Source organism: Cohnella rhizoplanae, from assembly GCF_948329515.1.
Taxonomy (GTDB): Bacteria; Bacillota; Bacilli; order Paenibacillales; family Paenibacillaceae; genus Cohnella; species Cohnella rhizoplanae.
Map to the genome: position 1 here is coordinate 77,064 of NZ_CAOJCN010000011.1, position 19,553 is coordinate 96,616.

General features: G+C 63.4%; 14 protein-coding genes. 6 read left to right on the top strand and 8 right to left on the bottom strand.

The genetic code is table 11. The annotated features are described in order from the left end of the window. Window positions 1-27 precede the first annotated feature (27 nt). Window positions 28-1,170: a hypothetical protein gene (locus PQG80_RS16950; RefSeq protein WP_271752609.1), complete on the bottom strand. Its 1,143-nt coding sequence runs from the start codon at window positions 1,168-1,170 to the stop codon at window positions 28-30. 424 nt (window positions 1,171-1,594) lie between these two features. Between PQG80_RS16950 and PQG80_RS16955 the strand changes: the two genes are divergently transcribed. Further along, window positions 1,595-2,083 carry a MarR family winged helix-turn-helix transcriptional regulator gene (locus tag PQG80_RS16955; protein WP_271752610.1) on the top strand — a complete coding sequence of 163 codons (489 nt, stop codon included), beginning with the start codon at window positions 1,595-1,597 and terminating at the stop codon, window positions 2,081-2,083. Then, window positions 2,080-5,280: an MMPL family transporter gene (locus tag PQG80_RS16960; RefSeq protein ID WP_271752611.1), complete on the top strand. Its 3,201-nt coding sequence runs from the start codon at window positions 2,080-2,082 to the stop codon at window positions 5,278-5,280. The genes PQG80_RS16955 and PQG80_RS16960 overlap by 4 nt, the downstream gene beginning before the upstream one ends. A gap of 416 nt (window positions 5,281-5,696) precedes the next feature. Here the strand turns inward: PQG80_RS16960 and fumC are convergent, their stop codons facing one another. Beyond that, window positions 5,697-7,088 carry a class II fumarate hydratase gene (fumC, locus tag PQG80_RS16965; protein ID WP_271752612.1) on the bottom strand — a complete coding sequence of 464 codons (1,392 nt, stop codon included), beginning with the start codon at window positions 7,086-7,088 and terminating at the stop codon, window positions 5,697-5,699. Between the two features lie 284 nt (window positions 7,089-7,372). Between fumC and PQG80_RS16970 the strand changes: the two genes are divergently transcribed. Beyond that, entirely contained in the window at window positions 7,373-8,485 is a 1,113-nt protein-coding gene (locus tag PQG80_RS16970) for a glycosyltransferase family 4 protein (RefSeq protein WP_271752613.1), read from the top strand. A gap of 396 nt (window positions 8,486-8,881) precedes the next feature. Here PQG80_RS16970 and PQG80_RS16975 read toward each other — a convergent pair whose 3' ends face one another. After that, a complete protein-coding gene (locus PQG80_RS16975; RefSeq protein WP_271752614.1) occupies window positions 8,882-9,859 on the bottom strand; it encodes an aldo/keto reductase in 978 nt (325 codons plus the stop codon). Between the two features lie 249 nt (window positions 9,860-10,108). On the opposite strand from PQG80_RS16975, the gene PQG80_RS16980 reads away from it, so the two are divergent. Next, complete coding sequence (locus PQG80_RS16980) at window positions 10,109-11,122, top strand: aldose 1-epimerase (protein WP_271752615.1); 1,014 nt, start codon at window positions 10,109-10,111, stop codon at window positions 11,120-11,122. A 512-nt stretch (window positions 11,123-11,634) separates the two neighbouring features. On the opposite strand, the gene PQG80_RS16985 is transcribed toward PQG80_RS16980, so the two are convergent. Continuing rightward, the gene (locus tag PQG80_RS16985; protein ID WP_271752617.1) at window positions 11,635-12,480 is read right to left on the bottom strand and encodes a helix-turn-helix transcriptional regulator; all 846 of its coding nucleotides are present in this window, start codon (window positions 12,478-12,480) and stop codon (window positions 11,635-11,637) included. A 294-nt stretch (window positions 12,481-12,774) separates the two neighbouring features. Between PQG80_RS16985 and fabF the strand changes: the two genes are divergently transcribed. Beyond that, window positions 12,775-14,019, top strand: a complete 1,245-nt coding sequence (fabF, locus tag PQG80_RS16990; RefSeq protein WP_271752618.1) for a beta-ketoacyl-ACP synthase II — start codon at window positions 12,775-12,777, stop codon at window positions 14,017-14,019. A 93-nt stretch (window positions 14,020-14,112) separates the two neighbouring features. Continuing rightward, window positions 14,113-15,273 carry a formate-dependent phosphoribosylglycinamide formyltransferase gene (gene purT, locus PQG80_RS16995; RefSeq protein WP_271752619.1) on the top strand — a complete coding sequence of 387 codons (1,161 nt, stop codon included), beginning with the start codon at window positions 14,113-14,115 and terminating at the stop codon, window positions 15,271-15,273. Between the two features lie 98 nt (window positions 15,274-15,371). Here the strand turns inward: purT and PQG80_RS17000 are convergent, their stop codons facing one another. The 4 genes from PQG80_RS17000 to PQG80_RS17015 are packed head-to-tail and all read right to left on the bottom strand — an operon-like array spanning window position 15,372 to window position 19,461. Beyond that, window positions 15,372-16,457, bottom strand: a complete 1,086-nt coding sequence (locus PQG80_RS17000; RefSeq protein ID WP_271752620.1) for a GerAB/ArcD/ProY family transporter — start codon at window positions 16,455-16,457, stop codon at window positions 15,372-15,374. A gap of 43 nt (window positions 16,458-16,500) precedes the next feature. Then, window positions 16,501-16,716 carry a hypothetical protein gene (locus PQG80_RS17005; RefSeq protein WP_271752621.1) on the bottom strand — a complete coding sequence of 72 codons (216 nt, stop codon included), beginning with the start codon at window positions 16,714-16,716 and terminating at the stop codon, window positions 16,501-16,503. Beyond that, on the bottom strand, window positions 16,713-17,903 hold the full coding sequence (locus tag PQG80_RS17010; protein ID WP_271752622.1) for a Ger(x)C family spore germination protein: 1,191 nt from the start codon (window positions 17,901-17,903) through the stop codon (window positions 16,713-16,715). Before PQG80_RS17010 ends, PQG80_RS17005 begins: the two co-directional genes overlap by 4 nt. Further along, window positions 17,896-19,461 carry a spore germination protein gene (locus tag PQG80_RS17015; protein WP_271752623.1) on the bottom strand — a complete coding sequence of 522 codons (1,566 nt, stop codon included), beginning with the start codon at window positions 19,459-19,461 and terminating at the stop codon, window positions 17,896-17,898. The genes PQG80_RS17010 and PQG80_RS17015 overlap by 8 nt, the downstream gene beginning before the upstream one ends. Between the last annotated feature and the right edge of the window lie 92 nt (window positions 19,462-19,553).

Sequence of the window (19,553 nt, forward strand, 5' to 3'; positions counted from 1 at the left end):
CTTCCGGCTGCGGGGGCATCCGTTCTCTTAATAGGCGTAAGCCAGCAGGGCCGTCAGATTGTCGAACGAGTAAGCCTGGCCCGTCGCGGGGTCTCCGAAGCCGCCGTCCAGCGGTCCGCCGGTCCCCGTCGTCCGCCATTCGTTCATGCGCGCGATCGCCTGTTCATACAGCTCCCGATCGTCCGCGGCGGAACCGATCATCGCGGCCAGCGCGTAGATCGCGGTCGAGCGGACATCGTCCTTCGGCTCCCCGGCAGGGCTGTAGGTTCCGTACAGCGTCCCGGCTTTCACCTGCTTTTTGATGTACGCGACGCTCGCGGGACGCTCCAGCCCGACCTCGGCCAGGTGCAGGATCGTCACGAGCGATTCCACGGTCCGGATGCCCTGGGGAGACGCGTACGCGCCCGTGCCGTAGTCGTAGCGCGTCTCGTAAAAAGGGAACGCGTCGCCGAGATAGCCGCCTTCGGCCGTGCGCCGGACGCTTTCGAGCAGCCGCTCTTGCTCGTCGCCGGGCAGCTTCAGCATGCCGAGCGTCTTGAGATCGATATAGCACAGGGTGAGAAAATCGTTGGTCGTCTTGTAGGTCTCGTCGTAAAAATCGTAGAGCCGTCCGTCCTTCGCGTTATGGGCATAGAATCGCTGTCCGTACCGGTCGGCCTCCGACGTGTAGGCGGCGTCCTTGAATGCCGCTCCCGCCTCGTACAAGGCGCGGATCAGGCGCAGATCGTCGACGGCCGCGTTGACGGGATAGCGCCGGTCCGACAGCGGGCTGTAGCGGTAACTGAACGCCGCGGTCATATCGAACGCGGCCTTGGCCCGCCCCCATGTCTCCGCGAAATGCGCGGCTCGTCCGCTCAGCGCGTCGTACCGCATCATGAGCCCGGCCGATTCGCTCAGGACTTCGTGGCCGCTCGCGGCGTTGCCGTCCTGCGCGGTATCGATCAGATTCGTATAGACGCCGTTCCGTCCCGTCATGCGGCGCGCGATGAAGTCCTCTAGCGCGGCACGCTCTTCGGCGTAAGCCGCGGAGGCGCCGTACCGGTTGTGCGGGAAGGGGCTGTTAGAGCCGTCCTCCGGTCCTCCTGCAGCCGGCGCCGCGCCTCCGCCTTGTCCGCATCCGGCCAGGATCGCCGCGCATAAGCCGAAGATCGCGATGAATCGAATGTTCATTTCGCCGCATCGCTCCTGTCCTGACACTATGAGTCGCAGGGTTTCTTTCAATCATTACCACGCGTGCCCCGTGTTTGCGACGGCATTCGGACTCATCTTTATGACATTCGACATATTCTAACAAACTTGCGTTAAATATTGATGAAAAAATGGCTATTTATACTTAAGATTGTCGAAATAAAAGTTACATTAGACCATATGTACAATAAACGATTTAATAAATAATACTTTTAGCCTATTCGTCGCCATAGAGAATATTTTAGATGAAACTTCCTCTTCCGTAACGAAAAACAATTTGGTAATTCGCGGTCGAACGGCAGCCGGATAAGGACGACGATAATAGAATCGAACGTTGTTGACGATGGAAGGACGCTTTTGATATAGTTCGATAATAGAACAATTCGATAATCAAATCATTAGAGGGGTGATACCACTGCTGGACGGACCGAAGCTTAACGGCCTCATCGAGCGCTACAAGGCCGCCATGTTCACCGTGAACCGGAAAATGACGGCGCTGCTGCGGGACGAGATGCCCGGCGATCTGACGCTGGACCAGTTCACCGTCATCGAATACGTCGGGACGCGCGACCATTGCACGTCGACGGAGCTGGCCGACGTCTTCTGCGTGGGCAAGAGCTCGATCACGGCGATCGTGTCGCGGCTGGTCGACAAGCGGCTGATCGAGCGCAGCCCGGACGACAAGGACCGGCGGGTGACCTATCTGCGGCTCACGGAGGAAGGCAGGCGCGTCGTCGCCGAGCTGGACGGACGGATCGGGTCGCTGCTCGGCGCGTACGTGTCGGCGTTCGACGAAGGGGAAGCGGATCAATTCATAGAGACCTACGAGAAGCTGGCGCGCGTCATCGTGCAAGGCGGCCAGGCTTCCGAGGAGAGGAGCGGCAATGATTCATGAAGACCATCGTTAAATTCAGGTGGGCGGTACTCGTCCTCTGGCTCGCCGTCGTGGCCGGCCTCGTGCTCACCGCGCCGAACATGGCGGACCTGGTGCGCGAGAAGGGACAGATCACCGTGCCGGACGGGAACACGTCCTCGAAGGCGAGCGAACTGCTGTACGAGCGGGACGCGCAGCGCGCGGGCGACGGAGAAGGCGGCAGCGGCAGCTCCACGGTGCTCGTGTTCCATAGCGACGCCGCGCTGACCGACTCGCAGATGTCGGAGATCAAAGCGGGCATCGACAACCTGAAGGCCGAGAAGGAACGGCTCGGCATCGCCTCGGTCACGACGCACTTCGATACCGCGGAACTCAAGGATCAGATGGTGTCCGAGGACGGCAAGACCGTGCTGGCGCTGCTCTCGGTGAATACCGGCGGCCGGGAGTTGTCCGAAGTCCGGGAAGGTCTCGCGGACGCGATCGCGGACGTCAAGGTCGACCACTATTACACGGGCAACTGGATCATTCAGGAGGATGTCGTCGTGAGCTCTCAAGAGGGGCTTCACAAGACGGAATACATCACCGTCATCTTCATTCTGGCGATCCTGTTCCTCGTGTTCCGGTCGGCCATCGCGCCGTTCATTCCGCTCGTGACCGTCGGGATCAGCTATATCGCGGCGCAATCGGTCGTTTCTTATTTGGTCGAATATCTCGATTTTCCGCTGTCGAACTTCACGCAGATCTTCATGGTCGCGGTCATGTTCGGCATCGGCACCGACTACTGCATCCTGCTCATCAGCCGGTTCAAGGAAGAGCTCGCGCACAACGGCGGGGATAAGGTCGGGGCCATATTGACGACGTACCGGACGGCGGGGAAAACGGTCATGTACGCCGGCCTTGCCGTGCTCGTCGGCTTTGCCTGCATCGGCTTCTCCGCGTTCAGCCTGTACCAGTCGGCCGTCGCGGTCGCCGTGGGCGTCGCCGTGCTGCTCATCGCGCTGGTAACGCTGGTGCCGTTCTTCATGGCCGTCCTCGGCAAGTCGATCTTCTGGCCGACGCGGGGCTCGCTCGAGCACAAGCCTAGCGGCTTCTGGGGCGCGATGGGCAGCTTCTCGCTGAAGCGGCCGCTCTGGTCGCTGCTCTTGCTGGCGATCGTGCTCGCGCCGTTCCTGTCGATTTACAAAGGCTCGATCTCCTTCAACTCGCTCGACGAGATCGGCGACCGGTACGAGTCGGTCAAAGGCTTCAACCTGATTGCCGACAGCTTCGGGCCGGGCGAGTCGCTGACGACGACCGTCGTGCTCAAGACCGACAAGGCGATCGACACGTCGGAAGGGCTCGCGATGATCGAGCGGGTCAGCCGCGAGCTGGCCGGCGTAGAAGGCGTGAAGGCGGTGCGGAGCGCGACCCGGCCGACGGGCGAGGCGCCGCGGGACTTCCGTGTGACACAGCAGGTCGATACGCTCGGCAGCGGACTGGACCAGGGGGCCGAGGGCATCGGCCAGGTGTCCAAGGGGCTGGCCGACGCCAGCAAGGCGCTTAGCGAGAATGCCGCCAAGCTGAGCGGAGCCGCGGCCGGCGCAGACGAGCTCGCGGACGGCACGGCGTCGCTGAGGAGCGGCATCGCGCAGCTGGAGAGCGGGCTTGCGGCCGTGCAGCGGGGGCTGCGGAGCGGCACGGCGGGCGCGGGCGAGCTGCGGCAGGGCGCGGCGCAGGCGAAGCGAAGCGCGGATCAGCTGCTGGCCGCGAGCCGCAAGCTGGAAGCGAGCTACAAGCAGCTGGCCGGCGGGCTCGACCAGCTCGGCGCGGGATACGGCGACATCGCCGCCAAGCAGAAGGCGCTGGCGGACGGTCTCTCCGATCTTGGCGCGGGCCTGGGCGGCCTCGGCGACAAGTATCCGGAGCTGGCGTCCGACGCGGATTATCAGCGCGCGGTAGCGTCGGTCGGCGAGCTGCGGTCGAACGCGTCGCAGCTGGCGGGCAGGCTGGCGCAGCTGAACGCCAAGCTGGACGGCGCGACCGCGGGATTGAAGCAAGCGAACGCGGGGTTGTCGCAAGCGGCGGACGGCCAGGCGCAGCTGTCGGCAGGGCTGGCGAAGCTGGCGTCCGGCATCGCCTCGCTGCAGAGCGGCCTCGATCGGGCAGCCGACGGGCAGGGGCAGATCATCGGTCGGCTGCCGGGCGTGGCCGGCGGTCTCGACAAGCTGGCGGACGGCCAGCAGCAGCTGGGCCAGGGCTTCGCGCAGCTGAACGACCAGTTGGGCGAGTTGACCAGCGGTCTGGACAAGAGCGTGAGCGGGCTGGACCAGGTGACCGGAGGGCTTAAGTCCGCGCAGGATTACATCGGCGAGCTGTCCTCGGCGGCCGACAGCGACCTGAGCGGCTGGTTCATCCCGGCTGACGCGATCCGGAGCGCGGACTTCCAGCAGGCGCTGGACGTGTACGCGTCGAAGGACCGCAAGATCGTCACGTTCGACGTTATTTTCTCGGGCAACCCGTACGAGCTCGAGACGATGAAGCTGATCGAGCCGCTCCAGCAGGCGACCGACCGCGGGCTGAAGGGCGCGGATTACGATGCCGGCTCGAGGCATGAGATCGGCGGCGTCACCAGCGGGAACAACGATCTGAACGAGATCTCGTCGGCGGACTACTCGCGCACCGTCGTGCTCATGCTGATCGGCATCGGACTCATTCTGATCTTCATGTTCCGGTCGATCGTGATCCCCATCTATCTGGTGATCTCGCTGCTCGGGACGTACTACACCTCGCTCGCGATCACCGAGTTGATCTTCGTGCGCATGCTCGGACATTCGGGCACGAGCTGGACCGTGCCGTTCTTCGGCTTCGTGCTGCTGATCGCGCTCGGGGTCGACTACAGCATCTTCCTGATGGACCGGTTCCGCGAGTACCGGGACCTGCCGCCGCAGGAAGCGATCCTGAAGGCGATGCGGAATATGGGCACCGTTATCCTGTCCGCCGCGCTCATCCTGGGCGGCACGTTCGCGGCGATGCTGCCGTCGGGCGTCATGTCACTGCTGCAGATCGCGACGATGGTGCTGTGCGGACTGTTCCTGTACGCGGTCATCCTGCTGCCGCTGTTCGTGCCGGTCATGGTGCGCACCTTCGGCGAGGCCAACTGGTGGCCGTTCATGGGACGGCGGTCGCCGACCGCCGTCGGCGGCGCGCCAGCCGATGGCCGGGCGACTCACGAGGCGTGAGTGAGGCTGCTGAGCGGCTGTTGCGCTGATGCGCGCCTATGCGTGAAAAAGAAGCTCCGGCGACGGGGCTTCTTTTTCGTCTGTATGGGCGGGTGCCAAGGCGGGACCTGATCCGCGATTCGGACTTTAAATCCGCTATTTCGCAAAAAAGCTGATTGGAGGAGGGGAGGGACCTCGGTTCCGTTATTCCGCTAAATCGCCGCTTTAATCGCCAGTTTCGGAGTAAGAGAGGATTCTGTGTCCGCGGACCGTCTATATTCCGCCGATAAAACGGAAATAACGGATGCGCTGTCCGCAGCTGGACGAGAAGAGTGCGGTCATGGCGCGATGGTGCGCAGGAATTGTGCATGAGTCTTTAGGCAAATTAAAAAGCCGCTCCTGACCGTCGATGACGGCCGGGAGCGGCTGTGCCTGTGCTATTCCTTCGGGTGAATCATGTCTTCCGGCTTCACGTACTCGGTGAACTGCTCGTCCGTCAGCAGGCCGGTCTGGAGGGCGGCTTCGCGAAGCGTGAGGCCTTCCTTGTGCGCCAGCTTGGCGATCTTGGCCGCGTTCTCGTAGCCGATGTACGGGTTGAGCGCGGTGACGAGCATGAGCGACTGCTCCAGGTTGCGGCTCAGCACTTCGCGGTTCGGCTCGATGCCCACGGCGCAGTGCTCGTTGAAGGAGCGCATGCCGTCCGCGAGCAGGCGGACCGACTGGAGGAACGCGTTCAGGATGACCGGCTTGAACACGTTCAGCTCGAAGTTGCCCTGGGAGGCGGCGAAGCCGATCGTCGCGTCGTTGCCCATGACCTGGCAGGCGATCATCGTGATCGCTTCGGCCTGGGTCGGGTTGACCTTGCCCGGCATGATGGAGCTGCCCGGCTCGTTTTCCGGAATCGTGATCTCGCCGATGCCGCTGCGCGGACCGCTCGCGAGCCAGCGCACGTCGTTGGCGATCTTCATCAGATCGGCGGCGAGCGCCTTCAGCGCGCCGTGCGCGAAGACGGTCTGATCGTGGCTCGTCAGCGCGTGGAACTTGTTCGGCGCGCTCACGAAGCCTTTGCCCCCGGTAGCCTCGCTCAGCGCCTGGGCGACGCTGTCGCCGAACGCCGGGTGCGCGTTGATGCCGGTGCCGACCGCCGTGCCGCCGATCGCGAGCTCCGTCAGCGTCTGCGAGCTGCTCTTGATCATCTGCTCGGTCTTCTCCAGCATGGCGTGCCAGCCGCTGATCTCCTGGCCGAGCGTGATCGGCGTCGCGTCCTGCAGATGCGTGCGGCCGATCTTGACGATGTCCATGAATGCTTCGGCCTTGGCCGCAAGCGTCGCCTTCAGCTCGCCGAGGGCCGGCAGCAGAACCTCCTCGACGGCGACCAGGCTCGCGACGTGCATCGCGGTCGGGAACGTGTCGTTGGAGCTCTGGGACTTGTTGACGTCGTCGTTCGGGTGGACGCGCTTGTCGACGCCCTTCGCCTCGAGCAGCTGGTTGGCGCGCCGCGCGATGACTTCGTTGACGTTCATGTTGGACTGCGTGCCGCTACCCGTCTGCCACACGACGAGCGGGAACTCTGCATCCCATTCGCCGGCCACGATCTCGTCGGCCGCGGCGACGATGGCGTCCTTCTTATCGGCGTCGAGCTTGCCCAGCTTGTGGTTGACCTGCGCCGCCGCCTTCTTGAGCTGGGCGAACGCCGTGATCAGTTCCTTGGGCATCCGTTCCGTGCCGATCTTGAAGTGCTGGCGGCTGCGCTCGGTCTGCGCGCCCCACATGGCATCCGAAGGTACCTTGATCTCGCCCATCGTGTCGCGTTCAATGCGGAATTCCATGGCTAATTCTCCTCCTAAAGGCTATGAGTTGCCGGTTCGCCAGGGCGGACGTGCCCGCGGCTGCGCAGAACCGTCTTCCGATAAAAGCGGTTGCGTCCACCGGAGCGGGTCGCGAATCCGTTTTTAACATCGCGTCTTTCATTATAAAGGCTCGTCCCCGAGGTTCCAAATGGAAATCGGGCTTGTGCAGCTTGATCATATGGAAAGGCGGAGTAGCCTTGAAGAAACGGCGGGAATAAAATAGCTCTTCATCACGCGAGAGGCTGAGAACAGGAGGGGTGAGGATGGGAGCGTACAGTGTCGTCTGGAAGGGGCCGGTTCGGCGCGGCAGCGGTCTTGGGATCGCGAGCAGGAATTATGTCCGCGCCTTGAGGAGGCAGGGGGTGCGAGTATCGGTCGATCATGACGGTATGCGCGCAGGCGCCGGTTTGCGGGTCCTCGTTTGGCATTATCCTCCCGACCGAATCCGGTTGTCCCAGGAGAAGCGGCGCTATGATCGCGTCATCCTGAACGCCGTCTGGGAGACGACCCGGATCCCCCGCAGCTGGATGCGGGATATCAATCGATTCGACGCGATAATGGTGCCCTCGAGGCAGAATAAGGAAGCTTTTCGGGCCAGCGGCGTGACGTCGCCGATTTTTATCGTTCCGCATGGGGTGAATACGTCCTTCTTCCGACCAGGCAATCGCCCCTTGAAGGTGAAAGGTACGGCCGGGAAATTCGTTTTTGTGTCCGTATTCGGGTTTCAGCACCGCAAAAATCCGGAAACGCTGCTGAAGGCCTACTGGAAGGCATTTTCGGCTGGCGACAAAGTTCATCTCGTCCTCAAGACCAACGGCTATGCGCCATATGAAAACAAACCATGGATCGAAGCCCGGATTCGCAGGTTAAGACAGAAGCTGGGACTGCGAAAAAGCACGCCGCCGGTCACGGTGCTGGCGCATCGAATGGACGAATACAGTTTGCGGGGCATATATACGCTAGGTGATGTTTTCGTTTTGCCCACGAGAGGAGAAGGCGTCGGACTGCCTTTTTTGGAATCGATGGCGAGCGGCACGCCCGTGATCGCGACGGGATGGGGCGGCCATATGGACTTTTTGACGGAGCGCAACGCGTTTAAGGTCGGATATCGGTTAAGGCATCCAGCCGAGGGAATGAACAGACCTTCCGCCATCGCCCGCCCGTTCCGGGCTTTGTTCAACGGACGGGGACAAAGGTGGGCGGAGGCGGACGAGGCGAGTCTGATCAGGCAGATGCGCAAGGCTTATCTGAATCCGGGACTGTGCCGGCAAAAAGGGCGCCAGGCACGTCTGGACGCGGCCCGGCTGACGTGGGACCGCGCGGGCACGGCGATGAAGAACGCCATCGGAACGGTCGCGGCCAGGCAGCGGCGGTAAAGTGCCGCCGCACTGGCGGCGCTGCCAGCTGTCTGCGGTTGAAGCGTGAACCTAGATCCACAGTTGGCGGCGCAGCCAGCGGTTCGGGGCCGAAGTGTGAACGTAGGTCAACAATTGGCGGCGCTGCCGGCTGTCTGCGTTGAAGCGTGAACCTAGATCCACAGTTGGCGGCGCAGCCCGCGGTCCAGGACCGAAGTGTGAACGTAGGTCAACAATTGGCGGCGCTGCCGGCTGTCTGCGGTTGAAGTGTGGACCTAGATCGACAGTTGGCGGTGCAGCAGGCCGTCCAGGCCCAATTGTAAGAGGCGCGGCCAGCCTCGGCGATCGGAGCTTGCGTTCCTATCGCCGATGGCGGGCGGCGCCTGCCTGCAAAGGTTCGAGAGCTTTAGCGAGAGCTTAGAATCCCTGCACCGGATGCGGCACGTAAGGCGCCTCCAGCGACCCGATCTCCTCCGCCGTCAGACCAAGCGACAGCGCGGCGACTGCGTCGTCCAGGTGATGCGGCTTGGTGGCGCCGACGATCGGCGCCGTCACGACGTTCTTCTGCGCCACCCAGGCCAGCGCGACCTGCGCCCGCGGCACGCCGCGTGCGGCCGCGATCTCCGCCACGCGCGCCACGATCGCCCGGTCCGACTCGACCGACGACCGGTACAGCGTCTTGCCGAAGGCATCCGACTCGGACCGCTCGCTCGTCTCGTCCCAATCGCGCGTCAGCCGGCCCCGCGCCAGCGGACTCCACGGGATGACGCCGACGCCCAGCGCCTCGCACAACGGCAGCATCTCCCGCTCCTCCTCGCGGTACAGCAGGTTCACGTGATTCTGCATGCTGACGAACTTCGTCCAGCCCCCTCGCTCCGCAGTATGCTGCGCCTGAAGAAACTGCCACGCATACATAGAGGAAGCGCCGATATAACGAGCCTTGCCCGCTTTAACGACGTCGTGCAGCGCCTCCATCGTCTCTTCGATCGGCGTATGCGGATCCCAGCGATGAATCTGGTACAGATCGATATAGTCGGTGCCCAGTCTGCGCAGGCTGTGGTCGACCTCGCTCAGGATCGCCTTGCGCGAGAGGCCCGCTCCGTTCGGTCCGGGGCGCATCCGGCCGTGCACCTTGGTCGCGATGACGACCTCGTCCCGCCGCGCAAGCGCCTTGAGCGCCCGGCCTACAATCTCCTCGCTCGTCCCGTCCGAATACACGTTGGCCGTATCGAAGAAGTTGATGCCGAGCTCCAGCGCCTTGCGGATAAAGGGACGGCTGCGCTCCTCGTCGAGCGTCCAAGGGTGCGTCCCTCGGCCGGACTCGCCGTAGCTCATGCATCCCAGGCACAGCCGGGACACCTCCAGGCCGGTGCGTCCAAGTTCTGTATATTCCATTCTTCCATACCTCCTGTCGGAATCGTCCTTCTCTAAAAATCATAACGAATCGCAGTCGGAAAAGAAAATGGCCGCCGAGGGGTAAGGCAGCAATCGGCTAAGACCATAAAACGGGGTGCCCTCGCTATACGGAAGTCAGCCTGGCGTCGCCCATGGTTCAATTTCCTGCGTCTGTTCCACGCTGCGGGGTGTATGATATGCTAGAGGCAAATGTACGTACAAGTCATGAGAGAAGCCTAGGAGGATACGATGGCAGCGAATGCGCAAGCTTACGAAGGTCAGTACGAGGGTTTGAAGGCGGTCTGGTTAAAAGCGGGTCCATACGAGGCGGCGGTGCTGCCGGAGATCGGCGCGAATCTGATCGCGTTCCGCGACACGGAGAGGGGCTATGCCTTCCTCCGCGAGCCTGCAGCCGATGAGATGCAAGCGTTCACGAAGAGCCCTATGGTTCACGGCATTCCGGTGCTTTTCCCGCCGAACCGCTTCGAGGACGGCAAGTTCCCGTGGGAGGGCCGCGTGCTTGAGCTGCCCGTCAACGAGACCGACCGCAACAACCATCTGCACGGCTTCCTCTATAACATTCCTTGGAAGGTCGAGGGCTTCAGCGCCGATGCGCTCGGCGCACGCGCGATCTTCAGCGTGACGGTGTCCGAAGGCGACGAGGTGTACGCGCGGTTTCCGTTCGCGTTTACCGTCCGCCTGGAATATACGCTCGGCGGCGACGGATTGCATCAGCGCGTCAGCGTGCGCAACGACGGCAAGGGCACGATGCCGTGCCTGCTGGCCTTCCATACGGCGGTCAACGCGCCGTTCGTGCCGGGCAGCACGCCGGCCGACTGTACGTTCAAGCTGACGGTCGGCGAACGCTGGGAGATGGGCGCGGACGGCAGGATGCTGCCGACCAAGCGCAAGCTGCCGCTTACGGAAGCCGAGGCGCGGATGCGCGACGGCACGCAATCGCCGTTTTTCGAGTCGCTGGACCATCACTATACCGCCGTGCCGCAGAACGGACGCAACCGCATGGAGCTCACCGACGCGCGCGCGGGCGTCAAACTCGTCTACGACGTCGGCACGGGCTACAAGCAATGGATGATCTGGAACGACGGCGCCAAGGGCGGCTACTTCTGCCCGGAGCCTCAGGTCAACCTGGTCAACGCGCCCAACATCGAGCTGTCGCCGGAGGAGAAGGAGCAGGCGGGACTCTTAGCCCTGTCGCCCGGCGAGATCTGGGAAGAGACGAGCCGGATGTACACGATCGGCTAAGGTGAAGCGGCATGCGTGAGGCTGCAGGCGCAGAATATGCGCTTGCGGCGGCGCGAGGCGCGTGCGTGTAGGCTGTAGGCGCAGAATGTGCGCTTGCAGCGGCGCGAGGCGCGTGCGTGAAGGCTGCAGGCGCAGAATATGCGCTTGCGGTGGCGCGAGATGCGTGCGTGGAGGCTGTAGGCGCAGAATATGCGCTTACAGTGGCGCGAGATGCGTGCGTGGAGGCTGTAGGCGCAGAATATGCGCTTGCAGTGGCGCAAGGCGCGTGCGTGGAGGCTGTAAGCGCGGAATATGCGCTTGCGGTGGCGCGAGGCGCGTGCGTGAAGGCTGTAGGCGCAGAATGTGCGCTTGCAGCGGTGCGAGGCGCGTGTGCGGAGGCTGTAGGCGCAGAATTTGCGCTTGCGGTGGCGCGAGGCGCGTGTGCGGAGGCTGTAGGCGCGGAATTTGCGCTTACAGCCTTCTTGCTTGTTCGAGGGATGCGGTCAGCGGCTGCCGCCATTCACGGTGAGCCGCTACGCGTCCAGCAGCTTCCGCAGCTTCTCCTCGGTACGCGAGTCGGCGGCCGGCGCGTAGACGCTCAAGCGAAGATCGGCGCTGCCGTGCGCCTGGAGCGAGGTGAGGTGGAACAGCATCTTGCCCGCTTTGGCATGCCTGAATTCGAGGGCGACCTCGGGCGCGCTGCTGACGCGGCTGTCGTTCCAGAGGCGCTCGAAGTCGGGATGGGCGCCCTTCATTTCCGCCAGAAACGCCTCGTACCACTCGTCCTCCACGTACTGCCCGTAATACGCCCGGAAGATCGCGAGGAAGCCGCTGGCGAACGACTCCCAATTGACGGCGAGCCTGCGGAACTCCTTGCGCGTGAACACGAGCCGTATCATGTTGCGGTCCTCCGGCGCGATCCGGCCAAAATCCGCGAAGACGCGGGCGGCAGCCTCGTTCCAGCCCACGATCTGGCAGCGCCTGTCCGACACGATCGTCGGGCACTGGCGCAGCTCGTCCACGATCCGCGACAGCGAGGGCGTCATGACCGGCGCGGCTTCGCGGCAGTAATCGGCCGTGCCGGCCGAATTCCCGCTGCCTTCGGCCAGCGAGTAGAAGTACCTGCGCTCGTCGGCCGTCAGCCGCAGCGCCTCGGCTACGCACTCGAGCACGGCATGCGACGCCTGGATGTCGCGGCCCTGCTCCAGCCAGGTGTACCAAGTGCTGCTCACCCCCGCCAGCTGCGCCACCTCTTCCCGCCGCAGCCCCGGCGTCCGCCGCCTGCCGATCTCCGGCAGCCCGACTTCCCCCGGCGACAGCTTCGCCCGCTGCGCTTTCAGGAATACGGACAACGCCTGCAATCGCGTCTGCTTATTCATCCTGTTGTGTCCTCCCTGTCATTCTTTGTTCCAGCCTCGCCTACTTGCCTTAACCTTGCCTAACAGCCCCGTCCCAGCCGGCCTGAGCCCGTCTCAGCCTATCTCAGCCTATCTCAGCCTATCTCAGCCCGTCTCAGCCCGTCTCAGCCCGTCTCAGCCCGTCTCAGCCCGTCTCAGCCCCGCCAAGTCCTATTCTAGTGCTCTTTATACCAGTATAACCTATAACTTGTACTAGGATATCCATCTGTGGAATGATAGGTCTATCGCAACGCACACAGGATGGGGGAGATCGGCATGGCAAGAGCGGTCATCACGGGAATGGGCGTCGTATCGCCGCTTGGCGCGGACGTGACTTCTTTTTGGAATGGGCTGGTCGAAGGGCGCTCGGGGGTCCGGGCGATCGAGCATATGGACGTATCCGGGCACAAGACGCGAATCGCGGGGCTCGTGCAGGACTTCGACGCGGAGACGATGTTCGGGCGCAAGGAGGCGAGGCGGATGGACCGCTTCACCCAATTCGCGATCGCGGCGGCGGATCAGGCCGTCAGCCAGGCTGGATTGGACATGGAAAAGACGGACCGCGAGCGGGTTGCGGTATACGTAGGCTCGGGCACCGGCGGACTAAGAACGCTTAGCGACAACGAGACGCTGCTGCGCGAACGGGGACCCGACCGGGTCAGCCCGCTGCTCGTGCCGATGATGATCTCGAACATGGCGGCCGCGCAGATCAGCATCCGCTACGGCACGTACGGCCCGACGATGTCGCCCGTGACCGCCTGCTCGATCGGCAACACGGCGATCGGCGAGGCGTTCCGGCTCATCCGCGACGGCGAGGCGGACGTCGTCATCGCGGGCGGCGCCGAAGCCGCCGTGACCGAGATCTCGATCGCGAGCTTCGCCAACGCGACTGCGCTGTCCCGCCGCAACGAGGCGCCGGCCCGCGCGAGCCGTCCGTTCGACGCGGACCGCGACGGGTTCGTGCTCGCCGAGGGCGCGGGCATCGTCGTGCTCGAGTCGCTCGAGCACGCCCTGGCGCGCGGCGCGCGGCCGCTGGCCGAGGTGATCGGCTACGGCGCGAGCTCGGACGCCTACCACCAGGTCGCCACCCACCCCGAGGGACGGGGGGCGATCCAGGCGATGCGCGCCGCGCTGCGCAGCGCCGGCATCGCGCCGGCGGACGTGGACGTCGTCAGCGCGCACGCCACGAGCACCGAGCTCGGAGACGCCACGGAGACGCTGGCGATCAAGCAAGTATTCGGCGATGGCGCCTCCCGGGTTCCGGTGACGGCCAACAAGTCGATGACCGGCCACATGCTGGGCGCCTCCGGGGGCGCGCAGGCGATCGCGCTCGTGCAGACGCTGCGCGAGGGCATCATCCCGCCGACGATCAATCTCGAGCGGCAGGACCCCGCGTGCGATCTGGACTACGTGCCGAACGAGGCGCGCCGGGGCCAGGCGCTGCGGATCGGCCTGTCGAACTCCTTCGGCTTCGGCGGCCACAACGCGGTCATCGTGCTGCGCAAGTTCGAGGAAGCCTGAGACCTCCCGCAACCTGACCCGCACGCGTTATCCTGCCTCCGGATTTGTTGTATAATGGGCACATCTGAGGGTGCGAGGAGCTGGATGAAGAACATGTTCCATACGAAAAAGCTGCTGATGCTCGGTTCGGGCGAACTGGGCAAGGAGGTCATTTTGGAGGCGCAGCGCCTGGGCGTGGAGACCGTCGCCGTCGACCGGTACGAGGGCGCGCCCGCCATGCACGTGGCCGACCGCAGCTATGTGATCGACATGCTGGACAGGCAGGCGCTCCGCGAGCTGATCCTGCGCGAGCGTCCCGACCTGATCGTGCCGGAGATCGAGGCGATCGCGACGGCGGAGCTCGTCAAGCTCGAGGAAGAAGGCTTCACGGTCATCCCGACCGCCCGCGCCGCGCAGCTGACGATGGACCGCGAGGGCATCCGCCGCCTGGCCGCGGAGACGCTCGGCCTGCCGACGGCGCAGTACCGGTTTGCCGACACGTACGACGAGTTCGCCGAGGCCGCCCGGGCGATGGGCTTCCCCTGCGTCGTCAAGCCGCTCATGAGCTCCTCGGGCAAGGGCCAGAGCGTCTGCCGCTCGGAGGACGAGCTGTCGCAGAGCTGGCGGATCGCCATGGAGGGCGGTCGGGTTCAGCAGGGCCGGGTCATCGTCGAAGAATTCATCCGGTTCGAATCGGAGATCACGCTGCTGACCGTCCGGACCGCGCAGGGCACGCAGTTCTGCCCGCCGATCGGCCATATCCAGCAGAGCGGCGACTACATCGAGTCGTGGCAGCCGCACGAGATGACCGCCGCGCAGCTCGAGGAGTCGCGGCGCATCGCGCTCGCAATCACGGATTCGCTCGGCGGCGTAGGACTGTTCGGCGTCGAGCTGTTCCTCGCCGAAGACAAGGTGTACTTCAGCGAAGTATCCCCGCGTCCTCACGATACGGGCCTCGTCACGCTGGTCAGCCAGAACCTGTCGGAGTTCGCGCTCCACGTGCGGGCCATCCTCGGCCTGCCGGTGCCGGAGATCAAGCTCGTGTCCCCGGGCGCGAGCCGTCCGCTCAAGGCGATCGAGGAATGGAACGACTACCGTCTCTCCGGCGCCGCCGAGGCGCTCGCGGTGCCGGATACGCAGCTGCGCGTCTTCGGCAAGCCGGTGACCAAGCCGGGACGGCGCATGGCCGTAGCGCTCGCCGCCGCGGACTCCGTGCTCGAAGCCCGGGCGCGCGCGGCCGAGGCGCTCGGCAAGCTCGGGCTGGAGCGGGAATAACGCGAGCCGGCCGAAAAGTGGATAAGCCCTTGCATGCCTCTTCACGACGGCAGCAAGGGCTTATTTTCCGTCCCGCGGCATCAGGCGCCCGACCGATTTCATACGCCCTTCATGCGCCTGATCTTCGCGACTGTCCAATAAATGGCGGGCGTGAGGAAGACGAACCAGGTGAAGATCTGGAACGACGGCAGCATCACGAGTTCGAGGAACTCGGTCGGAAAACGGCTGATCTGGTAAGCGCAGGCAAAGACCACCGCCGCGACGGCGAATGTCAACGGCCTATGCGTACGCATGCCGGTAAGGCGCATAACGATCCGGCTAGCTACGAACAGCAGGACGGCCGTCTTAATGAGCAGCGTCGCGGACCAGATCCCGACCAGGAACGGATCGAGATTCTCCAACACCTCGCCAAAGGAGATGAAGCGGACGGCCTGGAGCAGCGGGTAGTACATATTTCCGGCGAGCTTCGGTCCGAATAACAGCAGGCTGGCCAGCCAATAGGCGATCAAGACGGCGACGACGAGCGCTTGCACGGATGCCATCTTGCGCATGGGCTTGGGCTCTGATTCAAAAAAGGGCGCGAGCAAAAAAAATATAGACATATCGTTCAGCCAGCCGGCTGTAAAAAACGAAGACATGGCCAGCTTGGATGCCGACCAGTGGGTGAAGAGCGCGATCGTCATGCCGTAATCCATCTTGCTGAGCAGCACGTACAGCACGGGCAGGAGTGTGCCGAACACGGACAGGAAAAAGCCGTCGCTGAGCAGCGCGATCGAACGGATGCCGGAGCGGGCGGCCAACCCCGCGCACAATAGGAAGCACCCCAGGATGACCGGCGTGGGGGTTCCCTCCAGATAGACCGAGATGAACAGTTCGGCATACGTGCTGGCGCACATCGTAGCGATCTGCAGGCAATACACCAGCATGAACGCCGTAAAAGCATAGTGAGGCCACCGCCCCACGATGCCCGCGCCGTATTCGGCCCACTCGCGGCCCTTGAAGGCATAGGCCACGCGGACGGAGAAGTAGGCGACGCCCAGACTGAGGAGGCCGCCGCAGGGAAGGGCAAGCCAACCTAAGTATCCCCCCTGCGCGTACAGCGGGCTGAGCAGGAATACGAGCGGCGCCGCGATCAGCTGCAGTGCGAACATCCGCCGCAGGTGAGCGAATTTAAGAGGTTTCATCGTTCTTATTCTCCTTGCCTAGACCGGAGGGCGCGGCATCTGCTCAGCTTGACCGGAAGAGCGGGTGGGTCCAGCCCAGCAAGCCGCGTATGATCAAGACCGGCAGCGGAAGCCACTCCCCGAAGGCCGCGATCCCCACATATCCGATGCACAGCAGCCATACCGTAAGCGCCATGTAGCGGGTGCGTTTGTTGCCTTGGCGGAGTCTGTACAGTTCGATGGCCGCGACGCCGGCCATGATCAGCCACGCGGTCTTCACGGCGCCCCCGCCTCCTGAATCGACCACATCGGTTTGTGTTCCGCGTCCATATGGGTCACGCGAACGTTGGCTTGCACCTTGAAGCGGACCTCATCGCCGTATGCTTGCGGCCATTTATCCTTCATGCGCGCCCACTGGCGGGGATACCTCCATTCCAGCTGCCGGCCGAGCGCCAGAATATCCGCTCCGATCGACTGGGATTTATCCAGCGCGCTCTTCAGGTCGGAGACGATTGAAGCGTTCATTTCGCGTTCCAGCTTATGCAGTTCGGCGGACCTGGAGATGTCCTCGTCGCTCATCGCGTATTCCAGCGTGGCTTCGGCGCGGAGCTGCACCCGGCATACGATGTCGCCGTGGGATAAGATGCTGGGCGATATCTTTGCCTTGAGGTGATTTAACCTGAAATGAAACTTCCCGGTTTCGGACAGCAAGTCGTACATCGGTTCATTGATTCGGCCTTTCGTCCAACCGACCACCTTGCTTTCTCGCATTTCAAGCCGGCCCTTCATGCGCATGTCCTGAATCATGGCTCCGCCCGAAATGCCGACCCAGTTGCTTTCCTTGCCTTTTTCGCTGACAAGCGGCTTTTTGCCGGTTCGGAGCACCGGAACGGCGATGCCGACACCGGCAGCGCTGACCACCGCGAGGTCTTTGACCGTGACCGGCGGGATGAACCTGCGGTTGCCGAATTTGCGCAGCACCTCGGAGGGGCTCCTCTCGTACACAGGCGTCAGTTCCATGATCTTCCTAGCCTGCCCTTCGGACACGAAGAAATACGTCCGCAGCGGAAAGGACGGGTTCCGCGAGATCCATTCCAGCACCTCCTGCAAGCCGTTTTGGCTCGCATATTCCTCGCTTACGATGACGGCGCGGATCTGTCCCCAGGTGAGCTTGCGCGTCAGGTCCTTCTGGATTTCCGCCAGCGCTTCCGGGATCGTGGCAGCGGATTGGGTATCCGAGGTGAAGGCCTGGCCCTCGTTGCCTGACGAGTCCGTACCGCCGCCTGTTGATATAAGCCGGTTGGGCAGCGGCGAGCCGATCGTCAGCGTGACCTCGCCCGGGCGTTCGCCCACATCCACGTATGCGCTCGTGATGAAGCTGCGGTCGTTCAGTTCGAGCTTGGACCAGCAGCCCGAGACTGGAAGCGCTAGCAGCGCGGCCGCCGTCCACCCGAAGACTCTATTCATGGCCGCTGGGCAGCCTTTCCGCGGCTTCTTCATCTCGATAAGCTTCGGGACGCGGCTTCATGCGCGACCAGTTGATCCGTATGAACGTGTCCTTCCAATCCCGCAGAGACAAAGGCGCGACCGGGTGCATGTACGGCACGCCGAACGAAGACAGCGATACCAGATGCCAGAAGAGAATGAACAATCCGGTCACGAGCCCGGCCATGCCGAGCAGGCCGCCCAGGATGAGCAGCGGGAACCGGAGCAGCCGAAACGCCAGCCCGAGCTCGAAGTGCGGAATGACGAAGGATGCGATGCCCGTGACGGACACGACGATGACGGTCGGCGCCGATACGATCCCGGCCTCTACGGTAGCCTGTCCGATGACGATCGCCCCGATGATCGACACGGTCTGGCCCAGCGGCCGCGGGATGCGGATGCCGGCTTCCCGCAGTCCCTCGAAGATCAGTTCCATGATCAGAACCTCCGCCAGAGCGGGGAAAGGGATATTCTCCCGGGCGGCAGTGATGGTCTGCAGCAGGTTGGCGGGGACGATCTCCGGATGGAACGTCGTGACTGCCACGTACACCGAGGGCACGAGGAAGGACATGACGACGAAGAACAGCCGGATCCAGCGAATCCATGTCGACGCTAGATAGTTCTGATAATAGTCTTCCGCCGACTGCATGAGCGAGAAAAAGGTGACGGGTACGATCAGCGTCTGCGGCGTGCCGTCGACCATGAGTCCGATCCTTCCTTCCATCAGCGAGGAGACGAGCGTATCGGGGCGCTCCGAATACTGAATCCTCGGGAAAGGCGTGATGGGCGGACCCTGGATCCGCTCCGCGATATAACTGGCCCCGAGCACGCTGCTGGGGTCTATGGCGGCTAGCTTTTGTTTCATTTCCCGCAGCACGTCCGCATTGCAGAGTCCTTCGATATAAATCAAGTAGGTATCGGTCTTGGTGAACCGCCCGAACGTTTGCTTCTCCACCTTGAAGTCCGGATGCTTGAGCTTATGGCGGACGAGCGAGAGGTTGGTCTTGATATTTTCTACAAACGCTTCCTGCGGACCGACGATGACCGTCTCGTGCTGCGATTCAACGACGGCGCGGGAGCTATACTTGGTGATGGGAAACAAGCAGATGCCTTGGCGGCCGCCGTCGATGAGCAGCGCGGCTTGTCCTTCCAATATGGCGCTCACGGCCTGGTCCGCGTCCCGGCATCGCGACGCCTGCACGGAGACCAGGCCGCCTTGCAGCAAGCCGTCGAGCAGCTCGCGCGGATCTGCGGCGCCTGCCTGGTCTTGAAGCGGCCGGATCAGATGCTCGAGCAGCGTCTTCTCGTCCACGATCGTCTGGAAGTAGACGAGCGTGCACGCGACTCCGCCCGCCAAGATCGGCTGGCATACGAGGTCCTCCGCGTGCTTGAACGCTTGACGGATACTGGCGAGCGCGTCCGACGGAGCGGCGGCTAGGTCGCGCGGCGCGGCCGGTCCGCCGAAGCCGCGGGACGACGGTCGCGAAGGGCGCCCGGATGCCGCGCGCAGAATCCAGGCGCGGATGAGCCTTTTGAGCATGGCGCGGCCGCCTCCCTTGGTCCGAATCGTTGTCAATAGTATGCAACAAAGCCAATCTCCGCATCCGTCCGGGGTTTTTCAGAATTTGTTCA

Excerpts from the sequence above, each read along its gene's own strand:
- PQG80_RS16950 (WP_271752609.1), bottom strand. The coding sequence starts at position 1,170 with ATGAACATTCGATTCATCGCGATCTTCGGCTTATGCGCGGCGATCCTG.
- PQG80_RS16960 (WP_271752611.1), top strand. The coding sequence starts at position 2,080 with ATGAAGACCATCGTTAAATTCAGGTGGGCGGTACTCGTCCTCTGGCTC.
- fumC (WP_271752612.1), bottom strand. The coding sequence starts at position 7,088 with ATGGAATTCCGCATTGAACGCGACACGATGGGCGAGATCAAGGTACCT.
- PQG80_RS16970 (WP_271752613.1), top strand. The coding sequence starts at position 7,373 with ATGGGAGCGTACAGTGTCGTCTGGAAGGGGCCGGTTCGGCGCGGCAGC.
- PQG80_RS16975 (WP_271752614.1), bottom strand. The coding sequence starts at position 9,859 with ATGGAATATACAGAACTTGGACGCACCGGCCTGGAGGTGTCCCGGCTG.
- PQG80_RS16980 (WP_271752615.1), top strand. The coding sequence starts at position 10,109 with ATGGCAGCGAATGCGCAAGCTTACGAAGGTCAGTACGAGGGTTTGAAG.
- PQG80_RS16985 (WP_271752617.1), bottom strand. The coding sequence starts at position 12,480 with ATGAATAAGCAGACGCGATTGCAGGCGTTGTCCGTATTCCTGAAAGCG.
- fabF (WP_271752618.1), top strand. The coding sequence starts at position 12,775 with ATGGCAAGAGCGGTCATCACGGGAATGGGCGTCGTATCGCCGCTTGGC.
- purT (WP_271752619.1), top strand. The coding sequence starts at position 14,113 with ATGTTCCATACGAAAAAGCTGCTGATGCTCGGTTCGGGCGAACTGGGC.
- PQG80_RS17000 (WP_271752620.1), bottom strand. The coding sequence starts at position 16,457 with ATGAAACCTCTTAAATTCGCTCACCTGCGGCGGATGTTCGCACTGCAG.
- PQG80_RS17010 (WP_271752622.1), bottom strand. The coding sequence starts at position 17,903 with ATGAATAGAGTCTTCGGGTGGACGGCGGCCGCGCTGCTAGCGCTTCCA.
- PQG80_RS17015 (WP_271752623.1), bottom strand. The coding sequence starts at position 19,461 with ATGCTCAAAAGGCTCATCCGCGCCTGGATTCTGCGCGCGGCATCCGGG.